Source organism: Mycobacterium sp. PO1, assembly GCF_017312405.1.
In the GTDB taxonomy this organism is placed as follows: domain Bacteria; phylum Actinomycetota; class Actinomycetes; order Mycobacteriales; family Mycobacteriaceae; genus Mycobacterium.
This window is the reverse complement of record NZ_BLTG01000021.1, coordinates 25,628-45,596: the sequence shown is the minus strand read 5'-3', so window position 1 is coordinate 45,596 and position 19,969 is coordinate 25,628. Positions and strand designations below refer to the sequence as shown.

The following is a 19,969-nucleotide window of genomic DNA, read 5'->3' as shown; positions in this document are numbered from 1 at the left end:
ACATGTCACCTTATTTCGCGGTGGTGTGAATCCAGCCCCCGCCCGTCGTCGGTCACTTGGGGATTCCAAGAGGGCGACGCTGAATCAGACTTCACCGCGTCTTGTCTGCACGCTGTGCTTTCAAGCGTCTCTCCTCGCGCAGGACGTTCTGGTAGCTCTCACGCTCGGAGATCAGCCAGTCGGGCTTCTGCTCGAGCAGCGCATCGATCTGCTCGGTGGTCAGTGCCTCGGTGACCCCGCCCCGCGCGAGGCCGGCGATCGACACGCCCAGCTTGGCCGCGACGAGGTTCTTCGGGTGCGGGCCGTCCTTGCGCAAGTCTTTCAGCCACTGTGGGGGATCGGCCCGCAGAGCAGCGAGCTCGTCGCGGGTGATGGGATTCTGCTGGAATTCTTCCGGGGTGGCGGGCAGGTACACATCGAGCTTCTTCGCCGCGGTGGCGGGCTTCATGGACTGCGCGTTCGGCCTGCTCATGGCTCGAGCCTATCGGTAGCCTGACCTGGTGACCCGGACCTCGCTCACCGTGGGATACGTCCCGGGAGCAACGCCGGCGAAGTGGGCCCGGACCTGGGCGCAGCGTCACCCCGAGGTGCCGCTGGAGTTGCGGGCCGTCGCGGCCGCGGACGCGGCGGCCGACGTGCGGGACGGCGCCGTCGACATCGCCATCCTGCGGCCGCCTGCCGATACCTCCGGGCTGGCGGTCATCCCGCTCTACGAGGAGACCACGGTGGCCGTGGTGCCCACCGATCACGTCCTCAGCGCCGCTGACGAGATCACCGCTGCCGACCTCGCTGACGAACCGACACTGTTGCCGGAGGACGACGTCGTCGGCTGGAGGGATGCGCCCGGAGTCTTGCTCGAACACCGGCCTGAAACCACGCTGGCTGCAATCGAACTCGTCGCCGCGGGCCTCGGCGTGCTGATGGTTCCGCAGTCCCTGGCGCGGCTGTACCACCGCAAGGACCTCACCTACCGCGCGATCGCCGATGCGCCCACCTGTCCCGTGGCGCTGGCATTCCCGAAGGGGGAGCAGTCCGAGCTGGTCGAAGAGTTCATCGGGATCGTGCGTGGCCGCAAAGCCAGTTCGTCACGGGGACAAACCGAGTCCGCACCGAAGCGCACCGCGCGGGAGAAGACCCTCGCCAAGCAGGCGGCACGCGCCGCGGCGGGCAAGGTCGCCCGGCGGCCAGGCCGTGGCCGGCGCTGAGTCGATACCGCTCGGGGATGGCGACGATGCCTCGTTGAAGAATAGGGTCGGATGGTGCGGGCTCACCGCGAGGATGAGCCGGTGTCGGCCGCATTGGCTCGCTGGCGCAACCGTTCCGCGATCTGGCCCAACCACTGCTTGTAGGTCAGCGAGCTAGGTTCGTAGTAGGCGCCGACCGCATACCCAAGGAATTGTGCTAGATCCACTTCGGGTCGAGCGTGCCGCAATTCGTCGATTTCTTGGGCAAAACGTCGCAGAAGTTCTACCGAAGCGTGGTCGGCGGCATAACTGTCGGCGATCCCTTCCCCGTCATCGGCTTCCAAGTCCCAATCTTGGTGAAAGTATGCAGCGAAAATCGGTGAAAGTCCTTCGAGATTGAACCGCCGTTCATGGGCGGGCGAAATCCTGTCAACTGCAGCTCTTCGCCTGTTCCAACGCCTTTGGAGCCACTCTAAGTCGCAGGCGCTAGATACCCAATCAAAGGTCGGCGCCTCGAAGTCAAGGCGCTCCAAGGTCGCTAATTCCGTTCGCATGCTGGCGGAATCGGTTTGCGATCTGTCTCAGCCACTCGTTGTACGTCGGCGGCGCGGGGCGATTGTCGACCCGGACGACGCGCACGAGGAGTTTCTTCAGGTCTGGCTCAGCACGGGCGTCAAGGAGGTCATCGATTTCCTGGGTCAACATCCGCAGGGGCTCCGCGGCAGGGTGTTCGTTGACACAGTTGTCGACCATTCCTTCCCAGCTATCGGCTTCCAAGTCCCAATCCTGGTGGAAGTTGGTGCCCAGGAACTGATACAGGTCTGTCGATATCGAACCATCATTCATGCTTCGGGAATCCTGTCAGCACGTACCATCCACCGGTTCCATCGCCTCTCAAAACAATCCCACGGCTAGTGCCTGCAACTGCCTCAATCGAGTGTGCAGCGAAGAAACGGTGCAATCCATTGATGGTAAGTTCGTCGCCCATTATCAATTCGGCAACTGTTAGGCGCGAGCGATATCAGACGCCCTACCAGGCTGCCCTCGCAATCGTTCGGCAACCATCCCCAACCATTCCCGGTAGGTCATTTCCGGTCGAGGGTCGTAGTAGCCGCCCATCTTCAACATGGCTTCGTGAAGTTGGGATTCTGCCCGATCGCGGCGAAATTCATCAATGTCATGTGCCAGACTGCGCAGATGTTCAGGCTTCTCGTCGACGACAAAGCTATCGACGATCTGCGGCCAGTCTGCGGCATCGAGGTCCCAGTCTGGGTGAAAATAGCCGCCAAAAAATTGTTCCATTGCGTACGAGGGCGGGGTGTTCATGGCTGCACATATCCGGTCAGTATATTCCAATTTCCCATTCCGTCGCCTTAACTGAACTTCCAGTTATCGATTCTACGCCTCCGCGCGCTAGGACCTGCCCGCCTTCGAATGGCGCAGAAATGGTGAGTGTTTTTCTGGCGCCCTCGGTTATCCAGGTGTCCACAGCCGCCTGATTGTGTTGAAGCGCTGTGATAGCTGCTGTCGCTGCTTCATCGACCGATGCAAATGTCGAGACTTCGGAAAGTCTCGGATTATTGGCTAGGCGAGTGGAGAGGTCGTCGAAAGTTTGGCCGACATGTCGTTCGATGAGGTGTCCACCGGATGCTTCGCTCGCCTCCAGCAGCGCCCGGGCGTCCTCGATGCCGAACGGCGTGATGTCTGCGATGTCTCCGCCGCTGTGGTGCGGCACATCGACGTCGGGTGTGGGTATGTCGTCGGCGTGGCGGGCTGCGCCCGCGAGTGCGTCAACCCCGTGTTCGAAACCCTCGGCGAAGAATTTGCCGCCAGGGATCGGCGCCATGCCGGCGACGTCGAGCACCGCGCCGGCTTGATCCGCGCCGGAGTGTTCGCCCCAATTGGTGAAGACGTCAATGTCGTGGGCGACATCGGGGACGAGACCGAAGGTGCCTTCGCTGAGTGCCCGGCTGCCTTCGGCGAACGCTGATGGCTCCTGCGGGAAGGCTTGCACGTCAGCGTTGGGGGGAAGGGTGGGCACGGCGGCCATTGGTGCGCCGGCTTCGTTCGCCGCCTGGTTGAGAGCTTCAAGAATGCGGATCTGATCGGTGAGTTCGCGGCGGGCGTCGAACACAGCCTGGCTGAGCGGGACGGTTTCCCCCCGTCCTGGTCCTGCGGCGGCACCCTGCGTGTAGGACTGTCCGGCAGCGTCATCGAGCGCGGCTTGGGCAGCGTCGAGATCACTTCGTGCGGCTTCGACGCGCGCCAGCTGCTCATCGACAACCGCGGGATCAGCCCCGACGATCGGAGCCTCTAATGGAGACCGGGTGTAGCGCGTCTCGCTGTGGCCGCGTCCGGTGTGCTGGCTGATGACCTGATCGACTGCGCTCGGAGTTTCCGGAACCGGCTGGCCGGCAACTTCGTCCAGTGCGTCGTCGAGGTTCGCGGGTTGCTCGGGATCAGTCGTCTTCCCGGGGACCAGCATGTCGTCCAACGGGGACGATGACGCACCACCCACACCCTCGGCTGCCTCGTTGGTGCCGCTGTTGGCGGCTTCGCCGGTCGACGTTCCCGGTGGGCCAAGCATGTCCTGCCACGTTTTGGGCCTCTGGCCAGAGTCCGCGCCGCCGGCGTCGGTCTTGTGGTCGACCAACTGGATCGACTCGTCACGGCCTTCACCGTCGAACTGGATGCCCTGCAGTTCGAGCGCCTCGGCCTGCAGCTGTTGACCGACAAGGGCATCGGTGGCGACGAGTTGTTCTGCGCGCCAGCGAATGTACTCGGCATGCTCGGCCGCGGCAGTCGCCCTGGCGGCAGCAGTCATCGGGTCGAATTCGCGGGTATCGGTGACCGAGAGGTCCTCGCCCACTCGGAAGTCATCGGCTTCGGCCTCGGCGATGGCGTCGAGCACCGCGCGGCGGGCCGCTGCAATGTCTTCGCTGCCCCGTGCAGCGACATCGGCTGCGTGGCGCTGCACGTCCCCCTGGCGGCGCACCACCCCGAGATCCGCGGCAACCCGGTCGAGCGCAGCGTCCTTGGCGTCGCCCTCCCACTCGGTGCCGCCCGGAGCTGCGATGTTCTGCCGGTGCTGCTCGAACACCGTCTCCGCCGCAGCCGCCGCCCCCCGCCAACGCTGGGTGGCGTCGTCGAGGGCAGTGGTGTCCCAGCTCTGCACCTGCGAACGGGTCGGCGCCGCCGACGCGGCAGCGGCCGGGCTCACATGGTCACCGAGATGTCGTCGGCGCTGCTCCCGTCGGTGTCGTCGTAGTCGGCGCTCGCCGCAGATAGGGAGTCGGCCTGGCCGGCGATGCGGCGTCCCTGCTGGACGCGTAGCGCCGCAGCTGCGGCATCGACGGCCGCGACCCCGGCATCGCTGGGCCGCGTGCCTGCTGTGGCGCCGACTGTGCGGCCGTTGAGCACCTCGATCGCGGCCTGCGCGCTGCCCGCGGCCGCCACCTGCAAACCGTCAGTGTCGACGGTCAAGTCTCTTGCCATACTGCCCCCTCGACCCCACTCCGATGCACGCTACCGCACCGGGCTGGCCATCCCGCCCGGCAAAGTCGCCGGGCGAGCACGTTCGACTGGTGCCCAGGTCTAATCGCATTCAGAGCGTCAGCGTGCCGTCGTCATTGATGGTCCAGAACGGGTTCATCGCGACTTCCCAGACGTGCCCATCGAGATCGGCGAAATACCCCGAATAGCCGCCCCAGAACACCTTTTCGGCCGGCTTGAGGATCGTCGCGCCGGCGGCCGCGGCCTGGGTGAGCACCATGTCGACGTCGGCTTCGGTGCGCTCGTTGATCGCGATGGTGACGCCGCTGAACCGGCCGTCGACGGGATGACGCGCATCCTCGGCGAGATCCTGGCGACCGAACAGCGCCAATGCCACACCCGGCAGCTGATAGAACACCACGCCCTCGGGAGCGTCCTTGGCCTCCCATCCGAGCCCTTCCTCGTAGAAGCGGCGGGCCCGCGGGAGGTCGTCGACGCCCAGGGTGATCAAGCTGATGCGTTGTTCCATGGCCGCGACCGTACTCGCGCGCGGCGCCAGGTCGGGCGCGTCCGGACGGCCACCCGTACTGCACCGTCCCGCCCCGCCTGCCAACGGTACCGAACCGGTGGCATCCGGATTTGCCGACGAGAATGCTTCGCTGGCGGGCCCATTGCCGGTAAACCCATCCGCCAGGATGAGAACTGGTCTTGTCGCTGCGGGCACGGGGAAGTGTCAGTGCCGTCATTTTCGCTGCTGTGGCTGCGTATCGCGGCTAGCATGTTTGCCATGCTGGTCGACGGAGCCGGGGGGCTCCCTGCCGCGGAATCGGAGACGCCGGTCGACCTGATCCGGACGATGTTGAGTGTGCTCAGGCGCCGCTTGGGCCTGGAGACGGCATGGCTGTCGTCGTTCCGCGACGACGTGCAGGTGTTCGAGGTGCTCGACGGAAATCCCGAAGCCATGGGCCTGTCGTGCGGTGCCGGCGCTTCGCTGGCCGGCTCGTACTGTGTGCGCGTCATCGACGGGCGGCTGCCCTCCGTCATCCCCGACACCTCAGTCAACGAGACGACCGCGATCCTGCCGATCACGGGTGAGCTGGATCTGGGCGCCTACGTGGGTGTGCCGGTAGTGGGGCCGGACGGCTCCGCCCTGGGCATGGTGTGCGCGGTGAGCCGGCAGGCCAGCCCGCATCTGGTCGAGCTCGACCTGCGCATCGTCGAGCGCGTCGCGGAGCTCATCGGCCTGCTGATCGAACCGCCTTCGGCGCCGACGAACGGCGCTGCCGATCGCCACGCGGCCGTCCGACGCGTGGTCGCCCAGCGAGATTTCGAGGTCGTCTTCCAGCCAGTCCACGACGTTCACACCGCCACGGTGGTGGGGCTGGAAGCGCTGGCCCGCTTTCCCTGCGAACCATTCCGGCCCGACGCATTCCTGGCCCAAGCGGCCTCGCTCGGGCTGGGGACGGAGTTGGAGACGGCGATTCTGACGCGGGTGCTGTCGTTGCTTCCGCAGCTTCCCGACGACGTGTTCATCGCGGTCAACATCTCTCCGGCGGCAGTGCAACACGCGCCTTGGACGGATCTTCTCGACTGCGTCGACCCCACGCGAATCGTCCTGGAGATCACCGAACATGCCGCCGTCGAGAACTACGGTGCTCTCGACGACGCGTTGGATGTGTGCCGCGCCAGAGGCGTACGGGTCGCTGTCGACGACGTCGGCGCCGGCTTCTCGTCGTTCTCCCACGTGCTCGAGTTGAACCCGGACTTCGTCAAGATCGACAAGTCGATCATCCGCAATATCGACAGTGACGCCGCGCGACGCAGACTGGCCCAAGCCATCTGCGAATTCGCGGCGCAGACCGGCGCGACCGACATTGCCGAAGGCGTGGAGACCCAGGCGGAACTCGATGCGGTGGGTGCCGCCGGCATCAGATGTGCGCAGGGGTATTACCTCGGTCGCCCCAAATCTCATGTTCACGGTTTCGCGTCCGCCGCTGTGTCCGCGATGACCACCGAAGCAGCTCCGGCGGCGTTGGATCTGTTGGGGGAACGCAGATTCGAGCTGGCCCTCGCTCACTCGCCCATCGGTATGGCGGTCGTCGACCTCGACGGCGCGTTCCTGCGGACCAACCGCGCGATGCACGCAATGCTCGGGTACACCGGCCGGGAGATGGCCCGCTTGAACTTTCGGGACATCACCCATCCCGACGACCTCGATGCGGATCTGTCACTGATGCACGAGTGCCTCGCCGGCAAGCGGCGCTCCTATCACATCGCCAAGCGCTACATCACCGCCGACGGACGAGTCGTGTGGGGTGCACTCACCGTCGTGCTGGTGTGCGGGCCGTCCGACCGACCGCACTGTTTCATCTCCCAGATCCTCGATGTGACCGCCGAGCGGGTCAGGGAAGCCGATCTGGTCCGCCGAGCCGACACTGATCCGCTCACCACGATCGCCAATCGCGCCGCCGCCTGGAGCCGCCTCGAAGAGTTGGACGCCCGCGACGCCGGCTACGGCGTCTTGTTCTGCGACATCGAGCGATTCAAGTCGGTCAACGACCGCAGCGGTCACCACGCCGGCGACCACATGCTGGTCGAGGTCGCCGAACGACTGCTGGCCGCCATCGGTCCCGACGATCTGGTGGCCCGCTGGGGAGGCGACGAATTCCTGGTGGTGACCGAGTCGGTCGACGACGACGACCTTGCCCTGCTCGCGGGGCGGATCGCCGACCGAATGGAGCGCACACCGGTCACATTGGCCGATGGCACCGACGTGCCGGTGACGCTGACCATCGGCGTGTGCGCGCACCGTCGGGGCGATGGCCGGTCCATCGATGACGTCCTCGCGCTGGCCGACGAAGCCATGTACCGGAAGCGGCGCAGCCGACTGTGACCGCAGGGAAGCCGGCTGAGCCAAGGCTGCGGTGAGTGCCGGAGCGGTTCCGGCCTTGTCAGAAGGTGTGCTGGGGGCCCTGGGCCTTCTTGTACAGCGCCTTGAGCATGCGGTCGCGGAACGCGGCGTTGTCGATCAGCTTCACCCCGGCGTTGGCCAGCTTCGGCTGCCCGATCAACTTGTGCATGTAACGCCCGCGCTTGTACTCGCGGCCCCACGCGGCCTCCATGCGCTGGGCGTAGTTGGTGAAATCGTCGGGGCCGCCGTTGGTCAGCGCCGCGATCGCGCACTCGCCGGCCGCCAGTCCGGATTCCAGGGCTTTGGAGATGCCCGCACCCGAGGCGGGCTTGCCCGCACCCAGCGAGTCACCGGTGAACAGCACGCCCGGCCGCCAGGGCGGCCATGCCGTGAAGCCCATCGGCAACCGCCAGGCTCGCACGCTCTTGTTCTTCTTCAGTTCCTCGATCGCCGGCAGGTCCCACTCGCGCGGCAGGGTGCGCAGGAAGTCGCCCAGGAATTTGGTGGCGTTGATCGACTGCCAGTTCTTGTAGCTGTTGACGTACCCGAGGCCGATGTTGAAGATTCCGTTGCCCATCGGGAACACCCAGCCGTAGCCCGGCAGCTGATCGCCTTCGAACATCAGCTTCAGATAGATGTCCAGCGAGTCGGAATCGGCCCGGTTGGCAGGCATCTCGGAGCGGATCGCGATCGCGGAGTAGCCGTTGTACTCGGAATCCACCTTGAGGGCGCGCTTGATGGGGGAGTAGGCGCCGTCGGCGGCGATGACCGCGTCGCCGTAGATCTTTTCGCCGCTCTTGAGCACGACGCCGATCACCCGGCCGCTGGCGTCGAGCTCGGGCCCGGACACCTCGGCGCCCTGGCGGATCTCTGCACCTGCCGATTCGGCGTGCTTGAGCAGCACAGTGTCGAGATGCTCTCGACTGACGGTGTGACCGTGGTCAGGCATGCCGGGCCGCTTCGGAAACGACAGCTCCCACTTGCTCGGGCTGAACACCGTCACGCGGTTCACCCGATGGAACGTGGCCACCTCGTCGGCCAGGCCCATCTTCTGCAGGTAGCTGACCGCGCGGGCCGTCAGGCCGTCGCCGCACGGCTTCGCGCGCGGGAATTGCGCTTTGTCCAGTACCACCACTTTGGCGCCGGTCTGTGCGGCCTGCCATGCGGCGGCTGAGCCAGAGGGCCCTCCGCCTGCGATGACCAGGTCGTATCGCTGCGTCATACTTCTCGTCTCGTTGAGCGGCTGTCGCTGCGATAGTACCCAAAGCGCGTGATCGCCTCGCGGCGGGCGAACAGCGCTGGTCAGCGTGCCGTCCGGCGCCTTGCCGGCACGGTCAGGCCAGGTCAGCGGTGCCTGAACGGGTACAGTGAGCGGGTGCGACGAGGGTCGAGATCACGTTCTGCTGACGAACCGGGTGTCAAGGTCGACGCCCGCAGCGAGCGTTGGCGCGAGCACCGCAAGAAGGTGCGCTCCGAGATCGTCGACGCCGCGTTCCGTGCCATCGACCAGCTCGGTCCGGAGGTGTCGCTGCGGGAGATCGCCGAGGAGGCCGGCACCGCCAAGCCGAAGATCTACCGGCACTTCACCGACAAGTCCGATCTGTTCCAGGCCATCGGCAAGCGGATGCGCGACATGTTGTGGGGCGCCATCTTCCCCGCCATCGACATCGCCAAGGACCCGGCGCGCGCCATCATCCACCGCGCCGTCGAGCAGTACGTGCACCTCGTCGACGAGCATCCCAACGTCATTCGCTTCCTGATGCAGGGGCGGTTTGCCGAGCAGAGCGAATCGACCATGCGGGCTCTCAACGAGGGCCGCGACATCACCCTGGCCATGGCCGACATGTTCAGCAACGAGTTGCAGGAGATGGAACTCGACGCGGCGGCCTTCGAGATGGCCGCGTTCGCGACGTTCGGGGCGGCGGCGTCGGCGACCGACTGGTGGCTCGGCGCCGATCAGGACAGCCCGCGGCGGCTGCCGTCGGCGAAGTTCGTCGAGTACCTGACCACGATCATGATGGGTTCGATCAACGGCACCTGCGAGGTGCTCGGCGTGCAGGTCGATCCCGACCTGCCGCTGCACGAGGGTGTGCGCCGCCACGAGCGCGTCGCCTGACCGAGCGCACAAATGAGGCAGATGCCTCATGTGTCGATCGCCGCGGCTCGCGACGATCGTTGTCATGGACACACGACTCACTCCCCGCGAAGCCGCGGCCGCGGTGAATGCGCATCCCGTTCTGCCCGCCGGCGACGATGAACGTTTCATCGGGTTCGGCATCATGGGGCTGCCGTTCGTCAGCGGCCACTATCTGGCGTTGCGCCAATTCCCGGCAACCACTTTCGCGCCGGCGTACGTCTCGGTGTGGCATCGCGGCCCCGCATGCACCTGGACGTTCTACGCCACGACCCCGGGTCCGCAGAGTTGCGCGCGATATTTCAGTGCCGCCACCCCGAATGACGCCGTGCAGTGCGACATCGACCTCAGCTGGCCGACACCGTGGTCGGTGAGCGTCGAAATACCCGGACTTCTACGGTGGTCGGTGCGGCTCCACACGACCCGGGCCACCCGGCTGATGACGGCGATCGGGAACCGGCTGCCTGAAGCCGCCTGGACCGACCCGATGAGCCTGTCGCTTCTGGGCCGGATTGCCGGGCCCGCGCTCGGTGTGGGTGATATCCGTCTGACCGGTAGCGCCGCCAACGGCCAGCGCTACATGGTGGCGCCGAAGACAATGTGGGCGGTCGCGGAATCGCATGCATCGCTCAACGGTCAGGACCTCGGGCCGACTGGTCCGCTGCGGCGCCAGGCCCGGCTCGGGGACTTCCGCCTGCCACAGCGCGGTATCGGCGTGATCGGCTCCGGTCACTTCGAGAACTTCGATGCCGATCGCCACCTGGCCTCCGAGCGCACCGTGACGTTCTGATCGCCGGTCCGATCGCGACGAGGCACAATCGTCGGATGGCGCCGCCGGGCCCACCGCCGTCGGCCAGCAGGGCCGAACTGCTGGCGGCGCTGTCGATCGCCATAGACCTCGGTCTCGGGCAACCTGCCGAGCACATGCTGCGCTCGGCGGTCATCGCCACCCGGCTCGCCGACCGACTGGGTCTGAGCGGTCCGGACCGAGACTGTTGTTACTACACCGCCTTGGTCATGTGGATCGGATGTCATGCCGACTCCCATGAATACGCCCAGTGGTTCGGCGATGACATCGCGGTACGTCGCGACTCCTATCTGGTGGACTGGGTGGGGCTGCCTTACCTGCGATTCCTGGTGAGCAATACCGGCCGCGGTGAACCGTTGTTGCATCGATTGACCGTGCTGGCAACGCTTCTCGTCGATACCCGCGGTCGCATCGCCTCCCTCATCCATTCTCACTGCACGTCGGCCGGTGTGCTCGCGGATCGGCTCGGGCTCAGCGCCGACGTGCAGTCGGCTCTCCGCTACAGCTTCGAGCGGTTCGACGGCGCCGGTCTGCCGGCCGCAGTTGTAGGGGAGCAGATCCCGATGGCGACGCGGGTGGCGCAACTGGCGGACATGGTGGAGGTGCACCACCGCGCCTACGGCGTCGACGGGGCGGTGGCAATGGCGCGCAGCCGCCGCGGTGGGCAATTCGACCCACGAGTCGTCGACGAGTTCGTGGCCGACGCCGCTGCCGTTCTGGGCGGCCCGTGTACCGGAGATGCCTGGGAGGTGGCGCTGCGTGAAGCCCCAGATCGAGGCAAGCCTCTCGATGATGCGGAGCTCGATCCGCTGCTGGTTGCCCTGGGTGATTTCGTCGACCTCAAATGTCCCTTCACGCTGGGTCATTCGCGGGCCGTCGCCGAATTGGCGGCCGGCGCCGCCACCGCGATGGGGCTGGAGGGCGAGACGACGGCGTTGGTGCGGCGCGCCGGGCACTTGCACGACCTCGGCCGTATCGGGATCTCGAACCAGGTGTGGTCGAAGCCGGCGCAGCTGACGGCCAGCGAGTTCGAGCGAGTCCGCCTGCATCCGTATTTGACGGTCCGGATCCTCAGCCAGGTGCGGGGTCTCGAGGAGGTGGCGCAGGTCGCGGGCAATCATCACGAATGCCTCGACGGCTCTGGGTATCCGCGCGGTCTGCCTGCCTCGGCGCTCGGTGTGCCTGACCGCGTGCTCGCCGCGGCGGTGGCATACCAGTCTGCAGTCGAGCCGAGGCCATACCGGGCGCCCCTGTCGACCTCGGACGCCGCGGGCCGGCTGCGCGACCGGGTGCGGGCTGGTCACCTCGACCCGGTCGCCGCCGACGCAGTGTTGCATGCCGCAGGGCACCGCAACCGCGGCGGCCAGCGTCGTTTACACGGGCTGACGCCTCGAGAGATCGAAGTTCTCTGCCTCGTCGCCCGCGGCGCGTCGAACCGGGACATCGCGGAGCAGTTGGGCATCTCGGGCAAGACAGCGCGCAACCACGTCGAGCGGACTTACGCGAAGATCGGGGTGACCAACCGCATCGGTGCCAGCATGTTCGCGCTCCAGCACGGTCTGGTGCAACCGATGTGACACCGGCCCCGATTCCCGGTACCGGCGTTCCCCAGTACAGTCGGGTCCATGACCGTCGCTGAACAGGCCGCCGGCACTCCCGCGGTCGATGACAGGGCCCCCGTGCACACCCGCGCGCTGATCATCGGATCCGGATTCTCCGGGATCGGGATGGGCATCGAGCTGCAGCGCCGCGGCGTCGATTTCCTGATCCTGGAGAAGGCCGACGAAATCGGCGGCACCTGGCGAGACAACACCTATCCCGGTTGTGCCTGCGACATCCCGTCGCACATGTACTCATTCTCCTTCGAACCGAAACCGGACTGGACGCACATGTGGTCGTTCCAGCCCGAGATCCAGAACTATCTCCTCGGGGTCACCGAGAAGTACGGGTTGCGCCGCTACGTCCGGTTCGGTGCGCACGTCGACCGGGCCCAGTGGGACGACGACGAGCAGCGCTGGCACGTGTTCACCGACGACGGCGGCGAGTTCATCGCACAGTTCCTGATCTCCGGAGCCGGGGGACTGCACATCCCGCTGATCCCCGAGTTCGACGGCCTCGACGACTACCTGGCCGGCGACGGCGCGGCGTTCCACTCGGCGCAGTGGGACCACGACGTCGACATCACCGGCAAACGTGTCGCGGTGATCGGCACCGGCGCCAGCGCGATCCAGATCGTGCCCGAGATCGTCAAAGACGTCGCCGGCCTGCAGCTCTACCAGCGCACCCCCGCCTGGGTGATGCCCCGGCCCAACAACCCGATCCCCGAGGGGATGCAGCGGGTGTTCGCCAACGTGCCGGGCACCCGAGCAGCGATGCGCGCCGGCATCTACTGGATCCACGAAGCGGTCGGTTTCGCGATGACCAAACAACCCCGCCTGCTCAAACTCGGTGAGCTGATGGGCAAGTGGAACATCCGTCGCTCCATCAAGGATCGCGAGCTGCGCCGCAAGCTCACCCCCGACTACCGGGCGGGTTGCAAGCGCATCCTCAACTCCGACACCTACTACCGCGGCATCGCAGACCCGAAGACCGAGGTGATCACCGACCGCATCGCGCGGTTCACCCCGTCCGGCATCGTCACCGCCGACGGCCGCGAGCGGCCGGTGGATGTGGTGGTCTTCGCGACCGGCTTCCACGTCACCGACTCCTACACCTACGTCGACATCAAGGGGCCGGACGGAGAGGACCTGGTCGACCGCTGGAACGCCGAGGGCATCGCGGCCCTGCGCGGGATCACGGTGGCCGGAATGCCCAATCTGTTCTTCCTGCTCGGCCCGAACACCGCGCTGGGACACAACTCCGTGGTGTTCATGATCGAGTCGCAGATCCGCTACGCCGGGCAGGCCATCGCCGCCGTGGACCGTGCCGGCGCCCAGGCGCTGGCTCCGACCCGGGACGCGCAGGACCGCTACAACGACGAACTGCAGGACGAGTTGAGCGGCACCGTGTGGAGCACCGGTGGCTGCCGCAGCTGGTACCTCGACGAGCACGGGGTCAACCGCACCCTGTGGAGCGGAATGACGTGGCAGTACTGGTTGGCCACACGGCGTTTCAACGCCTCGGAGTACACCTTCACCCGCTGAGGGTGCAGCCGCGCTCAGCTCTCTGTGGAGAGCACCTTGTCGACGAATCCGTGCACCTTGCTCCGCAGCTCTTCGACCCGCTGTTCGCGGATGAGGTCGAGGTCGGTCTCCTTGTGATAGGCGGGCGGCAGCTGCCGGACGTTGCCGGAGCAGCCGAAGTTCGCGCAGATCAAGGTGCCCAGGGTATCGCCCTTGCGGCCGGCCGCGCCGCCCCGGCGGACGGTGTAGAGCACCGCCTCGTCGGTCAGGTTGACGTCATTGCACCAGGTGCACATGGTGCGCCCCCGCGGCTTGACCGCGGCCCGGTTGAGCAGCAGCGCCACCGGTCCGTCGGGCCTGTCGACGAGCAGGTACGCGCGGCGCGGGATCTTGGGGTCGGTCCAGCCGTAATACTCCAGCTTGCCGAACGCCACGGCGTCGAAGTCGGGTGCGAAGGTGACCTTCTTGACCTCGCTGCGGGTGGCCCCGCGGAAGTCGGCGAGGATCTGGTCACGGGTATACGAATTCATCGGTGGAACCATCCTGAAGAAAGGCGCACAGCGGTGCGCCTGGTGAGTGAGGGTACGACTGCGCCGCCGGCCCGGTGGGTCGGCGGCGGGGCGCGGTCATCTGATGTCGGCGCGAGCGCCGACGACCTCCTCGACTCGGATGTTCACGCACGCGACGATAACGAGTGACGCCTGCGGCCGCCATGGGTTTTTCCGCCCGGGGGACCGCTGCGCAGTACCTGATCGACGGTCACGGAGGCGACACGCCAAACACAACATCTCGTACTGCGCGGAGATGTCGTACACCAGTTGTAGTGTTGTGGTCGTCGTCGGCGATTCCGCGGCGTCGCACAAAAAGCCAGGTGAAATGGGGTTCTCGTGAGTGATGGCATCAAACTGATCGACCGCGTCTCGGCCATCAACTGGAACCGCCTCCACGACGACAAGGACGCCGAGGTCTGGGATCGCCTCACCGGTAACTTCTGGCTGCCGGAGAAGGTGCCGGTGTCCAACGACATCCCCTCCTGGAACACGCTGACCGAGCACGAGAAGCAGCTCACGATGCGGGTGTTCACCGGGCTGACGCTGCTGGACACCATTCAGGGCACCGTGGGAGCGGTCAGCCTGATCCCCGACGCGCTGACCCCGCACGAGGAAGCGGTGTACACCAACATCGCGTTCATGGAGTCGGTGCACGCCCGCAGCTACAGCAACATCTTCTCCACGTTGTGTTCCACGCAGGAGATCGACGAGGCGTTCCGCTGGTCGGAGGAGAACCCCAACCTGCAGCGCAAGGCCGAGATCGTCATGCAGTACTACAAGGGTGACGAGCCGCTCAAGCGCAAGGTGGCCTCCACGCTGTTGGAGAGCTTCCTGTTCTACTCGGGCTTCTACCTGCCGATGTACTGGAGCAGCCGGGCCAAGCTCACCAACACCGCCGACATGATCCGGCTGATCATCCGCGACGAGGCGGTGCACGGCTACTACATCGGCTACAAGTACCAGCGCGGGCTGGCGATGGCCGACGAGGCGACCCGCCAGGAACTCAAGGACTACACCTATGAGCTGCTGTTCGAGCTCTACGACAACGAGGTCGAGTACACCCAGGACCTCTACGACGGGGTGAACCTGACCGAGGACGTCAAGAAGTTCCTGCGCTACAACGCCAACAAGGCGCTGATGAACCTCGGCTACGAGGCGTTGTTCCCGCGCGACGAGACCGACGTCAACCCGGCGATCCTGTCGGCACTGAGCCCCAACGCCGACGAAAACCACGACTTCTTCTCCGGCTCCGGGTCCAGCTACGTCATCGGTAAGGCCGTGGTCACCGAAGACGAGGACTGGGACTTCTAGAACGCCAGGGAGTTCCAAAACTCCGGACGCGCCGGGATGACTTCTGGCCCAGCCCGCCGGGGTGATTTCCGGCCCGGCCCGCCGGGGTGATTTCTGATTCCCTTCGCCGAGTGTGCATCTGCTGCGAGAAATGTCGCTCGCAGTCGCAGTGGATGCACACTCGGCGCGAACGCCGGCGCGACTAACCGCGCAGCGACGCGGTGTCGATGACGAAGCGGTAGCGCACGTCGCTGGCGATCACCCGCTCGTAGGCCTCGTTGACGTAATCGGGCTGGATGACCTCGATCTCGGGAGCCACGTTGTGCTCGGCGCAGAAGTCCAGCATCTCCTGGGTTTCGGCGATGCCACCGATCAACGAGCCGGCCAGTCGCCGGCGCCCGAAGATCAGCGCGCCGGGGGGTACCTGCATGGCGTGTTCGGGCATGCCCAGCTCGACGAGCGTGCCGTCGAGGGTCAGCAGGCCGAGATAGTCACCCATGTCGAGATTGGCCGAGACGGTGTTCAGGATCAGGTCGAAGGAGCCCTTGAGCTTCTTGAACGTCTCACGGTCACTGGTGGCGTAGTACTCCGAGGCGCCCAGGCGCAGCCCGTCCTCCATCTTCTTCAACGACTGGCTGAGCACCGTGACCTCCGCACCCATCGCGACGGCGAGCTTCACCGCCAGGTGTCCGAGACCGCCGAGTCCGATGACCGCGACCCGAGAGCCGGGTCCGGTGTTCCAGTGCCGCAACGGGGAATAGGTGGTGATGCCCGCGCACAGCAGCGGTGCGGCTTCCTCCAGTCCGATCGCCTCGGGGATCGACAACACGTAGTTCTCGTCCACCACGATGGCGCCGCTGTAGCCGCCCTGGGTCGGCTTACCGTCGCGGCCGATGCCGTTGTAGGTGCCGACCATGCCGGGGTTGTCGCAGTACTGCTCCTCACCGGCCAGACAGAATTCGCATTCACGGCACGAGTCGACGAAGCACCCGACGCCGACGCGGTCACCGACGTTGAACTTCGAGACCTCCGAACCGACCTCGGTGACGATGCCGGCGATCTCGTGCCCGGGCACCATCGGGTACTTCACCTGACCCCACTCGCCGCGCACGGTGTGGATGTCGGAGTGGCAGATGCCGGCGAAATGGATGTCGAAGGCCACGTCGTGGGGACCGACCTCACGTCGCTCGATCGTGGTCTTGGACAGTGGCTCGGTCGCGGAGGTGGCCGCATAGGCGGAAACGGTGCTCATCACGTCCTCTTCGGTTGCACGGATTCAGGGGCTGCCGCCACGCTGCGGCTCAACTCGAAGACAACGAACCGACCCGCGGCATTAGTCCCCGCGCATGTGTGACATTGCCGACTAGCGCTGCCGACGGTGCTCAGTTGATCGGCGCGTCGACCAAGTTCAGATCAGCCAGGACTCCGCGGGCGGCGATCAGGCCTTGACCGGACTGCCAGACGGCGTTGTTCACGGCGAACACCCGGTCGTCGCGGACCGCCGACAGCCGCTTCCAGGCATCGCTGCGCATGATCTCGGTCCCTCGCAGTTTGGCTTCGTCGGAGGCGAACGACACGTAGACGAGGTCACCGTCGGCGGCAGAGAAGTCCGGGTCGTCGCCCATGTCGGCGTCGGAGATCCCGATCTCGTCGAAGGGCTTGTCGGTGAACCGTTGAGTCGCGGGCCGGTCCACCCAGGCGGCCGCGAGAACACTGCCGGGGAAGTTGTCGACGCCGAAGATCCGCAGGGTGGAGTCGGTGAACTGCACCACCGAGGCCTGGAAGTGGGTCGCGTCGTTCTGCTCGCCCGTGGTGGCGGCGGCACGGTCGAACTCCTCGATGAGGGTGTCGGCCGCAGCGGGCCGTCCTGTCGCGGCGCCCACTGTCCGCAGCGTCTCGCGCCACTCGGTACCGGCGGGGCCGCTGAACACCGTCGGCGCGATCTCGGACAGCTCCGGGTGGATCCCCGGCGTCAGCGCGGCCGAGCCGAGAATCAGATCTGGATCGGCGTCGCGGATCGCGCCCAGGTCGGGTTCGGAGCGACTACCCGCCCCGGGCAGGTCGTGGATCACGGTGCCCAGGTAGGCCGGCTGCACGTCGGAGCCGTCGGGCAACGCCGCGGCAACGATCCGCGACTGGAGCCCCAGGGCGCACAGGGCGTCGAGCTGGCTGCCGGACAGCACCACGATCCGCTGCGGATCCGCGGGTACCAGCGTCGTCTCCGGAATCGGCGGGCTGACCGCGTGGCCGGTGGCATTGCGCACCTCCCGCTCGGGCGGGCCGTCCTCGAGCGGCGCGGGCTCGGGTGCACACGATTCATCGGGGCGGCGGTCGTTGCCCAACACGCCTGCACCCGCGATGCGCGTGGTGCTGGTGATGATCGAGCCGTCGGGGGGCGCGTCACCGCCGGAGCCGCAGCCACTCAGCGCGGACACGCCGACGACGGACAGCAGGACGGCCAACACCGCTGCCCGGGACGCTCGACCGCCCCGCCGCGCACCCGTGAACAGCACGTCGCCGACCGTAACACCCGGCGGATCCGTCACTGGTCACGCGCGGTGCCGAGGAAAACCCGGAGTGCTTGCGGCGGCGAATACGACAGTTTGTAGGACCACCCCGACCCAGCCGGGGTTCGGGGGCTAGGATTCATACCGAACACCGGGATCCGGCGGCTTGCCCGCCAGCCGGCCCGGTACGACACGGCAAGGTTGGAGGATCAGTTGGTAGCCGAAGCGCCCCCAATCGGAGAACTCGAGGCCCGGCGTCCGTTCCCGGCGCGCCTGGGACCCAAGGGCAACCTGATCTACAAGCTGATCACCACGACCGATCACAAGCTGATCGGCATCATGTACTGCGTCGCGTGCTTCGCGTTCTTCCTCATCGGCGGGCTGATGGCGCTGTTCATCCGCACCGAGTTGGCCGTGCCGGGTCTGCAGTTCCTGTCGAACGAGCAGTACAACCAGCTGTTCACCATGCACGGCACGGTGATGCTGTTGTTCTACGCCACCCCGATCGTGTTCGGGTTCGCCAACCTGGTGCTGCCGCTGCAGATCGGCGCCCCCGACGTGGCGTTCCCGCGACTCAACGCGTTCTCGTTCTGGCTGTTCCTGTTCGGCGCGTTGATCGCGACGGCAGGCTTCATCACCCCCGGCGGCGCCGCGGACTTCGGCTGGACGGCGTATTCGCCGCTGACCGACGCGATCCACTCCCCGGGAGCCGGCGGCGACCTGTGGATCATGGGACTGGCCGTCGGCGGTCTGGGCACCATCCTCGGCGGTGTGAACATGATCACCACGGTGGTCTGCATGCGCGCACCGGGCATGACGATGTTCCGGATGCCGATCTTCACCTGGAACATCCTGGTGACCTCGATCCTGGTGCTGCTGGCGTTCCCGATCCTGACCGCCGCGCTGTTCGGCCTGGCCGCCGACCGTCACCTCGGTGCCCACGTCTACGACCCGGCCAACGGCGGGGTACTGCTGTGGCAGCACCTGTTCTGGTTCTTCGGCCACCCCGAGGTGTACATCATCGCGTTGCCGTTCTTCGGCATCGTCAGCGAGATCTTCCCGGTGTTCAGCCGTAAGCCGATCTTCGGCTACACCACCCTGATCTACGCCACCCTGGGTATTGCCGCCCTGTCGGTGGCGGTGTGGGCGCACCACATGTACGCGACCGGGGCGGTGCTGCTGCCGTTCTTCTCGTTCATGACGTTCCTGATCGCGGTGCCCACCGGCATCAAGTTCTTCAACTGGATCGGCACGATGTGGAAGGGCCAGTTGACGTTCGAGACACCGATGCTCTTCAGCGTCGGCTTCATCGTGACGTTCCTGCTCGGTGGTCTCTCCGGTGTGCTGCTGGCCAGCCCGCCGCTGGACTTCCACGTCACCGACAGCTACTTCGTCATCGCGCACTTCCACTACGTGTTGTTCGGCACCATCGTGTTCGCCACCTATGCCGGCATCTACTTCTGGTTCCCGAAGATGACCGGCCGGCTGCTCGACGAACGGCTGGGCAAGCTGCACTTCTGGCTGACCTTCATCGGCTTCCACACCACGTTCCTGGTGCAGCACTGGTTGGGCAACGAGGGCATGCCGCGCCGCTACGCCGACTACCTGGCCAGCGACGGATTCACGTCGCTGAACATCGTGTCGACCATCGGCGCGTTCATCCTGGGCGCCTCCACGCTGCCGTTCCTGTGGAACATCTTCAAGAGCTGGCGCTACGGCGAGCCGGTGACCGTCGACGACCCGTGGGGTTACGGCAACTCGCTGGAGTGGGCCACCAGCTGCCCACCACCGCGGCACAACTTCACCGAGCTGCCCCGGATCCGTTCGGAGCGTCCCGCGTTCGAGTTGCACTACCCGCACATGGTCGAGCGGATGCGCCGTGAGGCCCATGTCGGGCGTGCGCACGGCCCCGGCGACGGTGACGTGACGCGCCTCGAAGACGAGAACGTCCGTACCTGATCCGGCTTGCC

Annotated in this window: 19 protein-coding genes; 8 read left to right on the top strand and 11 right to left on the bottom strand. The window is 66.2% G+C overall.

Features of this window, described 5'->3' with window-relative positions:
- Window positions 1–91 precede the first annotated feature (91 nt).
- On the bottom strand, window positions 92–472 hold the full coding sequence (locus J3476_RS10020; RefSeq protein WP_207066340.1) for a DUF5997 family protein: 381 nt from the start codon (window positions 470–472) through the stop codon (window positions 92–94).
- Between the two features lie 28 nt (window positions 473–500).
- Here J3476_RS10020 and J3476_RS10015 point away from each other — a divergent pair, with 28 nt between their 5' ends.
- On the top strand, window positions 501–1,205 hold the full coding sequence (locus J3476_RS10015) for a LysR family substrate-binding domain-containing protein (protein WP_207066339.1): 705 nt from the start codon (window positions 501–503) through the stop codon (window positions 1,203–1,205).
- Window positions 1,206–1,267: 62 nt separating this feature from the next.
- Here J3476_RS10015 and J3476_RS27920 read toward each other — a convergent pair whose 3' ends face one another.
- The 6 genes from J3476_RS27920 to J3476_RS09985 form a co-directional block, all read right to left on the bottom strand.
- Window positions 1,268–1,528, bottom strand: a complete 261-nt coding sequence (locus J3476_RS27920; protein ID WP_286182848.1) for a contact-dependent growth inhibition system immunity protein — start codon at window positions 1,526–1,528, stop codon at window positions 1,268–1,270.
- Between the two features lie 175 nt (window positions 1,529–1,703).
- Complete coding sequence (locus tag J3476_RS10005; RefSeq protein WP_207066337.1) at window positions 1,704–2,030, bottom strand: contact-dependent growth inhibition system immunity protein; 327 nt, start codon at window positions 2,028–2,030, stop codon at window positions 1,704–1,706.
- 159 nt (window positions 2,031–2,189) lie between these two features.
- On the bottom strand, window positions 2,190–2,510 hold the full coding sequence (locus J3476_RS10000) for a contact-dependent growth inhibition system immunity protein (protein WP_207066336.1): 321 nt from the start codon (window positions 2,508–2,510) through the stop codon (window positions 2,190–2,192).
- Between the two features lie 16 nt (window positions 2,511–2,526).
- The gene (locus J3476_RS09995) at window positions 2,527–4,404 is read right to left on the bottom strand and encodes an RNase A-like domain-containing protein (RefSeq protein ID WP_286182847.1); all 1,878 of its coding nucleotides are present in this window, start codon (window positions 4,402–4,404) and stop codon (window positions 2,527–2,529) included.
- Window positions 4,401–4,679 (bottom strand): hypothetical protein, encoded by a 279-nt coding sequence (locus J3476_RS09990; protein WP_207066335.1) that lies wholly within the window; start codon window positions 4,677–4,679, stop codon window positions 4,401–4,403. Before J3476_RS09990 ends, J3476_RS09995 begins: the two co-directional genes overlap by 4 nt.
- Before the next feature lie 109 nt (window positions 4,680–4,788).
- Window positions 4,789–5,205 carry a VOC family protein gene (locus J3476_RS09985; RefSeq protein ID WP_207066334.1) on the bottom strand — a complete coding sequence of 139 codons (417 nt, stop codon included), beginning with the start codon at window positions 5,203–5,205 and terminating at the stop codon, window positions 4,789–4,791.
- Between the two features lie 258 nt (window positions 5,206–5,463).
- Between J3476_RS09985 and J3476_RS09980 the strand changes: the two genes are divergently transcribed.
- A complete protein-coding gene (locus J3476_RS09980) occupies window positions 5,464–7,569 on the top strand; it encodes an EAL domain-containing protein (protein WP_207066333.1) in 2,106 nt (701 codons plus the stop codon).
- Between the two features lie 58 nt (window positions 7,570–7,627).
- Here the strand turns inward: J3476_RS09980 and J3476_RS09975 are convergent, their stop codons facing one another.
- On the bottom strand, window positions 7,628–8,809 hold the full coding sequence (locus J3476_RS09975) for an NAD(P)/FAD-dependent oxidoreductase (RefSeq protein ID WP_207066332.1): 1,182 nt from the start codon (window positions 8,807–8,809) through the stop codon (window positions 7,628–7,630).
- 153 nt (window positions 8,810–8,962) lie between these two features.
- On the opposite strand from J3476_RS09975, the gene J3476_RS09970 reads away from it, so the two are divergent.
- The 4 genes from J3476_RS09970 (at window position 8,963) to J3476_RS09955 (ending at window position 13,672) form a co-directional block, all read left to right on the top strand.
- Window positions 8,963–9,703 carry a TetR/AcrR family transcriptional regulator gene (locus tag J3476_RS09970; protein ID WP_207066331.1) on the top strand — a complete coding sequence of 247 codons (741 nt, stop codon included), beginning with the start codon at window positions 8,963–8,965 and terminating at the stop codon, window positions 9,701–9,703.
- A gap of 64 nt (window positions 9,704–9,767) precedes the next feature.
- Window positions 9,768–10,511: a hypothetical protein gene (locus J3476_RS09965; RefSeq protein WP_207066330.1), complete on the top strand. Its 744-nt coding sequence runs from the start codon at window positions 9,768–9,770 to the stop codon at window positions 10,509–10,511.
- 35 nt (window positions 10,512–10,546) lie between these two features.
- The gene (locus tag J3476_RS09960; protein WP_207066329.1) at window positions 10,547–12,106 is read left to right on the top strand and encodes an HD domain-containing phosphohydrolase; all 1,560 of its coding nucleotides are present in this window, start codon (window positions 10,547–10,549) and stop codon (window positions 12,104–12,106) included.
- Window positions 12,107–12,154: 48 nt separating this feature from the next.
- A complete protein-coding gene (locus tag J3476_RS09955; RefSeq protein ID WP_207066328.1) occupies window positions 12,155–13,672 on the top strand; it encodes an NAD(P)/FAD-dependent oxidoreductase in 1,518 nt (505 codons plus the stop codon).
- A 14-nt stretch (window positions 13,673–13,686) separates the two neighbouring features.
- On the opposite strand, the gene J3476_RS09950 is transcribed toward J3476_RS09955, so the two are convergent.
- Window positions 13,687–14,181: an FBP domain-containing protein gene (locus tag J3476_RS09950; protein ID WP_207066327.1), complete on the bottom strand. Its 495-nt coding sequence runs from the start codon at window positions 14,179–14,181 to the stop codon at window positions 13,687–13,689.
- A 357-nt stretch (window positions 14,182–14,538) separates the two neighbouring features.
- On the opposite strand from J3476_RS09950, the gene nrdF reads away from it, so the two are divergent.
- Window positions 14,539–15,513 carry a class 1b ribonucleoside-diphosphate reductase subunit beta gene (gene nrdF, locus J3476_RS09945; protein WP_207066326.1) on the top strand — a complete coding sequence of 325 codons (975 nt, stop codon included), beginning with the start codon at window positions 14,539–14,541 and terminating at the stop codon, window positions 15,511–15,513.
- Window positions 15,514–15,694: 181 nt separating this feature from the next.
- On the opposite strand, the gene J3476_RS09940 is transcribed toward nrdF, so the two are convergent.
- Together J3476_RS09940 and J3476_RS09935 are read right to left on the bottom strand one after the other, a co-directional pair.
- Window positions 15,695–16,744 carry an NAD(P)-dependent alcohol dehydrogenase gene (locus J3476_RS09940; protein ID WP_207066325.1) on the bottom strand — a complete coding sequence of 350 codons (1,050 nt, stop codon included), beginning with the start codon at window positions 16,742–16,744 and terminating at the stop codon, window positions 15,695–15,697.
- Window positions 16,745–16,874: 130 nt separating this feature from the next.
- Complete coding sequence (locus tag J3476_RS09935; protein WP_207066324.1) at window positions 16,875–18,005, bottom strand: iron-siderophore ABC transporter substrate-binding protein; 1,131 nt, start codon at window positions 18,003–18,005, stop codon at window positions 16,875–16,877.
- Between the two features lie 207 nt (window positions 18,006–18,212).
- On the opposite strand from J3476_RS09935, the gene ctaD reads away from it, so the two are divergent.
- A complete protein-coding gene (gene ctaD / locus J3476_RS09930) occupies window positions 18,213–19,958 on the top strand; it encodes a cytochrome c oxidase subunit I (RefSeq protein WP_207066323.1) in 1,746 nt (581 codons plus the stop codon).
- Window positions 19,959–19,969: the final 11 nt, after the last annotated feature.

Excerpts from the sequence above, each read along its gene's own strand:
- J3476_RS09980 (WP_207066333.1), top strand. The coding sequence starts at position 5,464 with ATGCTGGTCGACGGAGCCGGGGGGCTCCCTGCCGCGGAATCGGAGACG.
- J3476_RS10020 (WP_207066340.1), bottom strand. The coding sequence starts at position 472 with ATGAGCAGGCCGAACGCGCAGTCCATGAAGCCCGCCACCGCGGCGAAG.
- J3476_RS09990 (WP_207066335.1), bottom strand. The coding sequence starts at position 4,679 with ATGGCAAGAGACTTGACCGTCGACACTGACGGTTTGCAGGTGGCGGCC.
- J3476_RS09940 (WP_207066325.1), bottom strand. The coding sequence starts at position 16,744 with ATGAGCACCGTTTCCGCCTATGCGGCCACCTCCGCGACCGAGCCACTG.
- J3476_RS09985 (WP_207066334.1), bottom strand. The coding sequence starts at position 5,205 with ATGGAACAACGCATCAGCTTGATCACCCTGGGCGTCGACGACCTCCCG.
- J3476_RS09950 (WP_207066327.1), bottom strand. The coding sequence starts at position 14,181 with ATGAATTCGTATACCCGTGACCAGATCCTCGCCGACTTCCGCGGGGCC.
- J3476_RS09975 (WP_207066332.1), bottom strand. The coding sequence starts at position 8,809 with ATGACGCAGCGATACGACCTGGTCATCGCAGGCGGAGGGCCCTCTGGC.
- J3476_RS09960 (WP_207066329.1), top strand. The coding sequence starts at position 10,547 with ATGGCGCCGCCGGGCCCACCGCCGTCGGCCAGCAGGGCCGAACTGCTG.
- J3476_RS09965 (WP_207066330.1), top strand. The coding sequence starts at position 9,768 with ATGGACACACGACTCACTCCCCGCGAAGCCGCGGCCGCGGTGAATGCG.
- J3476_RS10005 (WP_207066337.1), bottom strand. The coding sequence starts at position 2,030 with ATGAATGATGGTTCGATATCGACAGACCTGTATCAGTTCCTGGGCACC.
- J3476_RS09955 (WP_207066328.1), top strand. The coding sequence starts at position 12,155 with ATGACCGTCGCTGAACAGGCCGCCGGCACTCCCGCGGTCGATGACAGG.
- J3476_RS10000 (WP_207066336.1), bottom strand. The coding sequence starts at position 2,510 with ATGAACACCCCGCCCTCGTACGCAATGGAACAATTTTTTGGCGGCTAT.